The sequence below is a fragment of the Prosthecobacter sp. genome (assembly GCF_044222345.1).
Taxonomy (GTDB): domain Bacteria; phylum Verrucomicrobiota; class Verrucomicrobiia; order Verrucomicrobiales; family Verrucomicrobiaceae; genus Prosthecobacter.
Genome location: NZ_JBGANL010000027.1, coordinates 32,130 through 41,802, shown reverse-complemented (window position 1 = coordinate 41,802; position 9,673 = coordinate 32,130). Strand labels below are relative to the sequence as shown.

General features: G+C 60.9%; 5 protein-coding genes. 4 read left to right on the top strand and 1 reads right to left on the bottom strand.

The genetic code is table 11. The features are described 5' to 3' along the window. Positions 1-211 precede the first annotated feature (211 nt). The 4 genes from ACILSL_RS15315 (at position 212) to ACILSL_RS15300 (ending at position 4,528) form a co-directional block, all read left to right on the top strand. Positions 212-1,765, top strand: coding sequence for a Gfo/Idh/MocA family protein (locus ACILSL_RS15315; RefSeq protein WP_395732917.1), 1,554 nt, complete (start codon positions 212-214; stop codon positions 1,763-1,765). A gap of 101 nt (positions 1,766-1,866) precedes the next feature. Then, on the top strand, positions 1,867-2,229 hold the full coding sequence (locus tag ACILSL_RS15310) for a DUF4870 domain-containing protein (RefSeq protein WP_395732916.1): 363 nt from the start codon (positions 1,867-1,869) through the stop codon (positions 2,227-2,229). 65 nt (positions 2,230-2,294) lie between these two features. Further along, a complete protein-coding gene (locus ACILSL_RS15305) occupies positions 2,295-2,795 on the top strand; it encodes a hypothetical protein (RefSeq protein WP_395732915.1) in 501 nt (166 codons plus the stop codon). An 11-nt stretch (positions 2,796-2,806) separates the two neighbouring features. Beyond that, positions 2,807-4,528 (top strand): prenyltransferase/squalene oxidase repeat-containing protein, encoded by a 1,722-nt coding sequence (locus ACILSL_RS15300; protein WP_395732914.1) that lies wholly within the window; start codon positions 2,807-2,809, stop codon positions 4,526-4,528. A gap of 1 nt (position 4,529) precedes the next feature. Here ACILSL_RS15300 and ACILSL_RS15295 read toward each other — a convergent pair whose 3' ends face one another. Further along, on the bottom strand, positions 4,530-9,512 hold the full coding sequence (locus ACILSL_RS15295) for a DNA repair ATPase (RefSeq protein WP_395732913.1): 4,983 nt from the start codon (positions 9,510-9,512) through the stop codon (positions 4,530-4,532). Positions 9,513-9,673: the final 161 nt, after the last annotated feature.

The window sequence follows — 9,673 nt, the reverse complement described above, 5'->3', positions numbered from 1 at the left end:
TCCGGCCTGTTTCGGAAGGATCAAATGCAGCACAGCCGCTCGAAGCAAAGGTTGAGCTCCCGCCGGCGAATCACAAACGGCGGGGGTTTGGGCATAAACGGCGGGGAATGAAAGGAAAGGGTTGTCTTTTCGCTGACGTTTTGGCTAGGCTTGATGTATTCCATGCCGCGCTTCCCAGGTGCGGCTGTGCCTGATTCCAACTCTTCATTCCATGCAAACCAAACAAAACCAAACCACCCGCCGAACCTTCCTTCGCGGCACTGTGGCCGGCGCCGCCGGTCTCGTCGCATCCCGAGCCTTCTCCGCACCGCTGGGTGCCAATGGTGACGTTCGTGTCGCGGTCATCGGATTTAACGGACGTGGCGCAGGCCACATCAAGAGCCTGGAGGAAATCCCGGGCGTTCGCATCGTCGCTCTTTGTGACGTGGATGCCAATGTGCTCGCGAAGGGCGTGGCAAATCAGGCCAAGAAAAACAACACTGTCACGGCTTACTCCGACTACCGGAAGCTTATGCTCGACCCTGAGGTGGATGCCGTGACCATCGCCACGCCGAACCACACGCATACGCTCATCGCCATGACGGCCATGCAGCATGGCAAGCATGTGTACGTGGAGAAACCCGTGTGCCACAACATCTGGGAAGGCCGTCAGCTTTTGAATGCCGCTGAGAAGGTCGCGAAAAAGGGACTCGTGGTGCAGCACGGCATGCAGCGCCGTTCCAGCCCCGGCTGGGCGGAGGCCATGGCCTGGGTGAAGGAAGGCCACATCGGCAAGGTGACGCTGTCCCGTGGTGTGAACTACAAGTCGCGCATTTCCACCGGCAAAGTGGCGGTGGCGATCGAGCCGAAGGACGGGATGATCAAGGGGACCTTCCACGATTTGCGCAACGTCAAGACCGACCCGGCCGGAGCGCCGCAGGAAGTGGATGTGGACTACAAGCTGTGGGCTGGCCCCCGTGGCATGCAGCCGGTGCACCGCTCGCAGTTCCACTATGACTGGCACTGGCAGTGGGCTTTCGGCAATGGCGACATCGGCAACCAAGGGCCGCATCAGACGGACGTGGGCCGCTGGGCGCTGGGAGATCCCGAACTGCTGCCCAAGCGCGTGATGAGCTTTGGCGGACGCTGGGGCTACAAGGATGACGGTGAGACCGCGAACAATCAGATGGCCTTCTGGGCCTACGAGCCCGCGCCGCTGCTGTTTGACAACCGCGGTCTGCCTCTGAAGGACATGGACTGGAAGCTGGAGCCCGTTTTCCGCGTGAATGGCAAGACCGCTGCTGCGCGCGTCGGCAACGTCATCCATTGCGAAGGCGGTTACGTCATTGAGGCCAAGGCATATGACAATGAAGGGCAGGCCATCAAGAAGTTCGAGAACTTCAATGACGGCGCTGACCACATGCTCAATTTCATCAACTCGGTGCGTGCCGGCAAGCTCATCAACCCGAACTTGCACGTCTCCCACGGCTTCCACGCCGCGTCGCTGGCCCATCTGGCAAACATCTCCTACCGTCTGGGCAAGGCTGCGAACGTCGCGGAGGTGCAGGAACGCCTCAAGAATGACAAGGCTGGTCTGGAAACTCTGGAGCACTTCGTGAAGAACCTCGAGGACAACAAGATCGACCTCAACGTGGACAAGATCAGTGCCGGCCCCTGGCTGGAATTTGATCCCGTCTCCGAGAAGTTCACGGGTGAGTTCGCCGAGGAGGCCAACAAGCTGGCCACGGAGAACTACGTGGAAGAATTCAAGCTGCCGGAAGTCTAGACGGACGGACAGTTTTGAGTTTGCTTTTTTGTGCGGAGCCGGGAAACCGGCTCCGCATTTGTAATGGGCAGCGAGCCAATTTGGAGTAGTGTTAATGTGCCATGGAATCTCCCGATCCACCTCCCGCACTGCCGTATTCAGCCGTCAGTCAGGATGAAAAGACGCTGGGCATTGTCATGCATGTGCTCTGCCTGGTGGGTTTCCCCATTCTGGGGCCACTCATTGTCTGGCTGGTCAAAAAGGACCAAAGCAGCTACCTCGACCTCCAAGGGCGGGAACTGCTGAACTTTCAGCTCAGCTTCCTGGTGTATGGTTTCCTTTCCTTTTTGCTCTGTTTCATTCTCATCGGCATTCCGCTGCTTTTTGCCGTGGGCATCGCCACGATCGTGCTGACGATCATCGGGATCGTGAATGCCTCGGAAGGAAAGGTTTACCGCTTCCCGCTGACGATTCGCCTGCTGTGAGGCAAAACGGTTGCGACTTCCGTGCCGTGGTGGTAGCAGAGCCACCCGTTTCCACCCCAATCCAGATGCGACCCAACCAACTTCTTCAAGCCATCGGTGCCGAGCTGCGCATGCAGATCATGACTTACATGCAGACCGATCAGCGCGCTGCGTACAAGGCTGTCATTGACTCGCTTGCTCCCGCCAAGCGTCTCCGTCCTGCTTTCATTCTGGAGAAATCCCGTGCCAAGCAGGCCGAGTGGCTGCTGGAGCAGCTGAACACGAAGTCGAACGAAGAAGTGACGGCGCAGATCTTCCAGATCTGGCTGCTGAAGGGCCAGCCGCAGATGCTCATCACTTTCCTCGATGCCGCGCAGATCGCGCATGATGGCAAAGGTGAAGTGACCGAACTCCCTGAAGTGATCGATGACGACAAGGCCGAAGCCGCCGTGGCCGCCTTGCTCGCGGCGTATCCTGCCAAGCAGGTCGCCTTGTATCTCTACATGTTCCAGCAGCAGCGCGAAGGCGGCTGGATTTCGCTCACCAAGGCCATCGATGCCCGTCCAGAGCTGAAGCTCGAAGCCTGAGGTTTTCTGCCATGATGGACGCCCTCGACAGCGCCATCGCCAACACGCAGGCGCATCTGGATGCCCTGCGCCGTGCGAGCGGCCACTGGGAAGGGCGGCTGTCCAGCAGCGCGCTTTCCACCGCGACGGCCATCGTTGCGCTGGCGCTGGTGGATCGTGACAAGCATGCGGTGCACATCGCTGCTGGTGCAGACTGGTTGTGTGATCATCAGAATGCCGATGGCGGCTGGGGTGACACGACGCTGAGCAAGAGCAATCTTTCGACCACACTGCTGTGCTGGAGTGCGCTGCACCTTGTAGGGCGGCGGGCATCGCCAGCCGTTGAATCTGCCAATGGGTGCATCAGCGCGCAGGTGGGTTCGCTTGAGCCTGTGACCATCGCCAAGGCGGTGGTGTCCCGCTATGGGAAGGACAAGACATTCTCCGTACCCATTCTGATGCTGTGCGCGCTGTGCGGCACCTTGGGTGAGAAGCCGTGGAAGCATGTCATTGCGCTGCCGTTTGAGCTGGCTGCGCTGCCGCGCACCTGGTTTGGCGCGGTGGGGCTGCCGGTGGTGAGCTATGCCTTGCCGGCGTTGATTGCCATCGGGTACACGCGTTTTAAAAATGCACCGCCGGCGTGGTGGAATCCGCTGCGGTGGCTGCGGGCGCTGACGTGGCCGCGTATCCGGCCCATGCTCAAGGCGCTGCAACCGAGCAGCGGGGGGTATCTTGAAGCCACGCCGCTGACGAGTTTTGTGACCATGGCACTGGCGGGTGCTGGTGAGTTTGATCATCCTTGCCTGCCATTGGCGGTGGAGTTTCTTGTGAAGTCCAAGCGGGAGGATGGGAGCTGGCCGATTGACACCAATCTGGCGACGTGGGGGACGACGTTGTCGCTGCGGAGCTCCGACTTCAGCGCGCCACCGATTCCGTGGCTGCTGGCGCAGCAGTATCGGGAGGTGCATCCTTTTACCAATGCGCCGCCGGGGGGCTGGGCATGGACGGATCTGCCCGGGGGCGTGCCGGATGCGGATGACACTTCGAGTGCGCTCATTGCGCTCAAGAAGATCGGACATTCCTGTGATGAGGCGATTCAGCAGGGCATCACCTGGCTGCTGGATTTGCAAAATCGGGACGGGGGCATTCCTACGTTTTGCCGGGGATGGGGCACGCTGCCGTTTGACCGCAGCACGCCGGAGATCACGGCGCATGCGCTGTGTGCGTGGTGGGTGTGGAGAGATGAGGCACCGCAAGCTTTGAAGAAACGCATCGATGAGGGAACGCGACAGGCGTTGGCCTACTTGAAGCGGGTGCAGTTGCCCGATGGCTCCTGGATCCCGCTGTGGTTTGGCAATGAACACACGCCGGATGAAAACAATCCGGTGTATGGCACGGCGCAGGTGGTCAATCATCTGAGTGGCAGTGCGCAGCTTGCCAGCAAGTTTGATGTGTTGATTCAGAGCGGGAGGCAGTACCTGCGCAGTGCGCGAAAAGCGGATGGTTCTTTTGGCGGGGATGCGAATGCGCCATCAAGCATCGAAGAGACGGCGGTGGCGCTGCATGCGCTGGGCGGTGGGGCTGACGATGTGAGGAAGAGTGTGCAGTGGCTGATTGCGGCCACGGAGAATGGCACTCGCTTTCCGGCCTCACCGATCGGGCTGTACTTTGCGCGGCTGTGGTACCATGAGCAGCTTTATCCCGTGGTGTGGACGCTGGGTGCGCTGCGGGCGGCCAGGAAGACGCTGGGTTAATTTATTCCTGTTCGACAGTGCTGGAGACATCCACGGGTGACTCACCTGCGGCTTCTTTCTCCACGGGCTGAACGCGGATTTCGACGTTCACGGGGACGGCGCGCAGGCCTTCGATGATGCGCTGGAGGCGTTCGATAGTGACATCGGAAAGGGTGGGCTGGCTGACGGCCTGCTCGATTTTTTCCAGGCCGAGCGTGAAGGCGTTCATGTGGCCGGTGATGCGGTTGATGGGATCGTTTTCGCCTGCGCCTCCGGTGAGCAGGTTGCGCTTGAAGGTGCTCTTGATTTCGGTCCAGCGAATGACATCGGCCTCGGTGGAGAGGGCATTGATCTCGCGCCACTTGAGGAGGTTGGATTCGGCGGCCTGGCTGAGTGTCTGCGCTTCGCCGCGATAGTGATCGGCGATGAGGCTGGCGACTTCGGCATCGGTCATGAGCGGGAGAATTTTCTCCGCGATCTTGTTCATGTTGCGGTAGCTGCCCTGGAGCTTGAAGGGCGGCTCGGTGCGGTAGGCGTCCTCCATGGCGGCGCTGCGCACGTATTCCTGATTCACGCGCAGGATGATCTCGCGCACATGCAGGAGCTTTTCCATGACGGCGACGGCTTCGTTGATTTCTTCGGCGCTGTAGCTGCCTTCGAATTCGACACCTTCGCGGGTGCCGGTTTGCGCCACCTTCAAGATGGCAAGCGCATCGGCGTGACTGCGCGCGGCGATGCGGGCGAGCGTGGCGTTGCTGGTGAGGCTATTCTCAATGTAGCTGTCTTTGAAGGCTTCCTGATGACCGCCGAGGATATCGCCGAGATTGTAGGTGTCAGCGCGGTTGGCGAGCATGTCGGGCACCTGGAATTTGCCGCCGACTTCGGTGTAGGGATTGCCGGCCATGACCACGGCGACTTTGCGGCCGCGCAGGTCATAGGTCTTCGCTTCGCCTTTGAACACGCCTTCGATCTTGCGGGTGCCATCGCATAGGGAGATGAATTTTTGCAGGAACTCGGGGTTCGTGTGCTGGATGTCATCGATGTAGATCATGACGTTGTCGCCCATCTCGAAGGCGAGGTTGAGCTTCTCGACTTCTTCACGTGCGCTGGCGTTGGCGGCCTCGGCGGGATCGAGGGAGGTGACCTTGTGGCCGAGAGCGGGCCCGTTGATTTTCACGAGCGTGATGCCGAGGCGGCTGGCGACGTATTCCATGAGCGTCGTCTTGCCATAGCCGGGTGGGGAGATGAGCAGGAGCATGCCCATGCGGTCGGTGCGAGTGTCCTTGCCTGCGGCACCAAGCTGCTTGGCGAGGTTGGCGCCGATGAGCGGGAGATAGACCTGATCGATGAGGCGGTTGCGGACGAAGGAGCTGAGCACGCCGGCTTTGAACTGATCGAGGCGCAGTTCACGGCGGCGGCTTTCGGCGAGGCGGTGCTTGAGTGCTTGGAAGGCTTCGAAGGAGGGCACGACTTCGGCTTCGTAGCGTTGCAGACGCGTGGTGAATTCGTGGTAGTTGAGTTCGAGCTTCGCTTCGGCGATGCGGGCATGAGTGCCGATGAGGCCGGTGATGGAGGCGTGGGCGGCGGGCTCAGTGGGAATTGCGGCCGGTGGTTGATCGTGGGTGATAACCATGGCGGCGGCTTCGATCAAGACGCCGGGGGCGGTGGTGGGGTTGAGTGCGGTGATCCATTCCAAGGCAATTTCAAAGGCCAGCAGCGGCTGCGCAGCGAGTGAGGTCAGCGTCTCTTCGAAATCCTTGGCGGCGTGTTTGACGGTGAGCTCACGGTGGAAGGCGCGCAGGAGTTCTGTGGCGGCGGCGGAGCGGGTGAAAGGGTGCTTGGATTGGAGTTCGTCGAGGAGGCAGGCGGTGATTTGATGTGACGAAGCCTGCGGCAACCGATTGCCCAGCAGGCGTTCGACCTGCTTCGCCAGTTCATCATCGATGGCGGCATTTGAAACTCCCAGCAGATCACGCATGCGGCCTTTTGACTGCATGCGGGCGAGCAGCGCTTTTTTGGCATCATCCTCCGGCAAGGCACGCCAGAACAAACGGGCGTAGCCGCGGGCGGCGGGGGAATGGCGGAGGAGGCCGAGGGCCTGCTGCATTTCGCGCAGAGGTTTCAGCAGCAACGCGGCGTCGTGATCGTGCACGCCTTTGGTGTAGCCTTCATGATAGCGTTGGGCCATGAAGGTGGAGACGTCATCGCTGGTGCCGGATTTGAGCATCTGCCAGGCGAGATATTCGGCGCGATAGACATCTGCATTTTCGGAGACGACGGCCTGATCCCAGACGCTGCGTTGTGTCGCGAGTTCAGGATTTTCGACGATCTCATAAAAACGCGTGCCGGTGAGGTGGAAGGCCAGGCCATGCTCACGAGGGAGAATGGTGAGCTCCAGCGGCTGCTTGTTCACGCTGAACTGATGCTGGCCGAGCTGGATGAGGTCGCCGCCGCTGACAAAGATTTCCGACTTGTCGCGGATCTGCTTGAGGGAGTCCTGCTGGACGGTCTTGAGGCGGGTCTGCAGTTCGTCGGCGCGGACGCTGTCGCCGAGCTTGCGCAGTTCCTCGATGAGATCGCGCAGCTTGGCGACCATGGCATCGGCGGCGAGCCAGGCGTGGACTTCCTCGGGCTTGGCAAAGTTGGCGAGGCGATTGCGGATGCTGCTGAGAATGCGTTCGGCGGACTGGCCGAGGCTGCCGCAGCGGCGGTTCAGAGCATCGCTGAGGCTCTGGCGGCGTGACTCGAAGGCGGCCTGCACCTCTTCGCGCTTTTTGATGAGTTCGGCGGCGTAGTCGTCGAAGTCGGAGAAGCGGGTCTCCATCTCCTCGATCTGCACGAGAACACGGGTGAGCGATTCATCGCACTTCTCAGGTGTCGTGGCGACTTCGAGGTAGTTCAGCACGCTCTGGCTGAGCAGGCTGAGCTGGGCCTGGAACTGAGCCGCGCCTTCCGTCTTGGCGAGATCATTGCGTCGGTTGCGCAGGACGCTGCGCACCTGATTGAGCTGCGCGAAAAGCGTGGAGATGCCTTCGATGATGCGCGTGGTCTCGGTGGCGTCTTCAATCTTGAGGCCGCTGACAATCGCGGTGAGCATCTCCAGCTCGCTGCTGGATTTGGCGAGGGCCTCTTCGACGGCCTGGGCTTCGGTGACTTTGGCAAGTGTGGGAACGAGGGCCTGCTGCTCGGTGATCTGTTTGCGGTAAGGGTCCAGCGACTCCGGTTTGAGCAGGAAGGTGACGCATTTGGCGGAGAGCTTGTCCGCGCCTTCCGCCACGGCCTTGTCCATGCGGTCGATCTCGGCGGCATCCGTGTAGCGCACATCGCGCAGGGCGATGATCTGGCCGCGCAGCTCACGCAGGGATGTGAGGAGCTGGACGAAGCCGAGAATGTCGGTGGGATCGGTGTTGGAGGCGGAGCCGAGGGCCTTCTGCGCTTTCTCCTGCAACGCGGCGGTCTGTTCTGCCGCCGTTTTGCGCATGCGGCTGACCTTTTCAAACTCGCCCAAGGCGGCTTCGGCGGTGGTCTTGATCTCGACGAGGATGCTCTTGAGGTCGTGGGTCTCCTCGCGTCCGACCCAGAAATAGCTGTCGGCAATGTCGCCGCAGGAGCGGGCGAGTTCGACGTAGAGGCCGGAGAAGGAATCGTCCTTGGAGAGGAGGGTGAGGACGCCGTTGCACTCCGCCATGGCGCGGACGATTTCGGCGTTGCCGATCTTGCTGAGGAAGGTCTGCGAAGCTTTGGCTTCGCTCACATTGGCGGAAACGAAGGGCGTGCGCCAGACCTGGATGACGTGGTGCTTGCGCGGCTCTTCATCCGCCGAAAAGAGCACGAGCTCCCCACTGGGGAAGAGGCTGAAGCCGTGGCAGGGCTGCGGCGTGGCGACGCTCTGCGTGATGAGGTTGTAGCTGAGCAGGAGGTAGGAGCCGCTTTCGAGATGGCTGAAGACAAAGAGCGTGTCCTCACCGTTCGCGGCAGGGATGCGCTTCTCAAAACGCATGGGTGGCAGGCCGGTTTCAAAGCGCCTTACTTCACCGGTCTGCAGCACATAGCCATGCGGGAAGAGAATGCCGTGGTCGTCCGGCAGGAGGACGCAGCTTTCTGCGATGCTGTCGATGCGATGCGCCTGACGCGTGCGCTCATTGAAGACGAGATGCCGCCATGTTTTCTCCTGGTAGGGCAGGACTTTGAGCAGGATGAGATTGCCCACGATGGCGTAGTACACCTCGGCATCGTCGAGGGTCTGGTCCTTGTTTTCGACGGGCTCGCTGTAGATGCCGCGGCCGGTGGCGGTGTTGTTCTCCACCTTCACGGTGAGGTCGCCGCCGATGGTCTCGACGAAGACGCGGTCCTCGATGCTGATGTGCGGGTGGGTGCCGTGGATGTACATGTCCCGCGTGGCACGCTTCCATTCAAACTCCTGCGGGGTGGGGAAGACGAATTCGTGGTCGCTGCGGTTGCCGAGGTATTTGAGCGTGCCCTTGTCATCATCCACGAGCCACTTGAAGGTCTTCACCTCGGTGGCGCGCTGACCGACCTGGAAGCCCAGATAGAGGTGCGGGCCAATGCGGTGGAACTTGAGGAAGGAGGCGTGCTTGTAGTAGTTGTAGAGGTAGGCGAAGTCCTCCGCGAACTGGGGATCGCCGAGCAGGTTGTCCTTGTTGGGATGGAAGCTGTGATCGTCCGGGTGGAAATCATACACCGCGAACACGTCTTCGACGCGCATGGTGCTGCGCAGGCCGAGGTGCACGTTGTAGCCAAAGAGGAAACGATGCGGGCCGATGGCGGCGAGATCGCGCGGCACGCAGTTGTTTTCCGTCGTCAGCCGGGTGGTGGCCAGCAGGGCGGTTTCGATGCCGCCGAACTCCGCCTTGCGGTCAGCGTTCAGCAGGTCCAGCCGGCGTTGGAGTTCCGCGCCGTGCTTGTTGAGACGCTGCCGAATGACTTCGTAAGCGCCGGCTTCGAGCTGCGGGGAGGGTTGGGGAGATGGTGCCGGATCAGCCATGTGTTTCCATCCAGATCAATTTGAGAAATAAGGCGGCGCGCAGAGGTGCGAGAACGCTAAACCAGCCAGGGCCAGAGCAGACATCGACCACTGCCATACCTATCGCCAGCAGTGTCCAAACGGCCTTGCCTGGATTCACCAAGGTGCGTTGCACTGCTGGA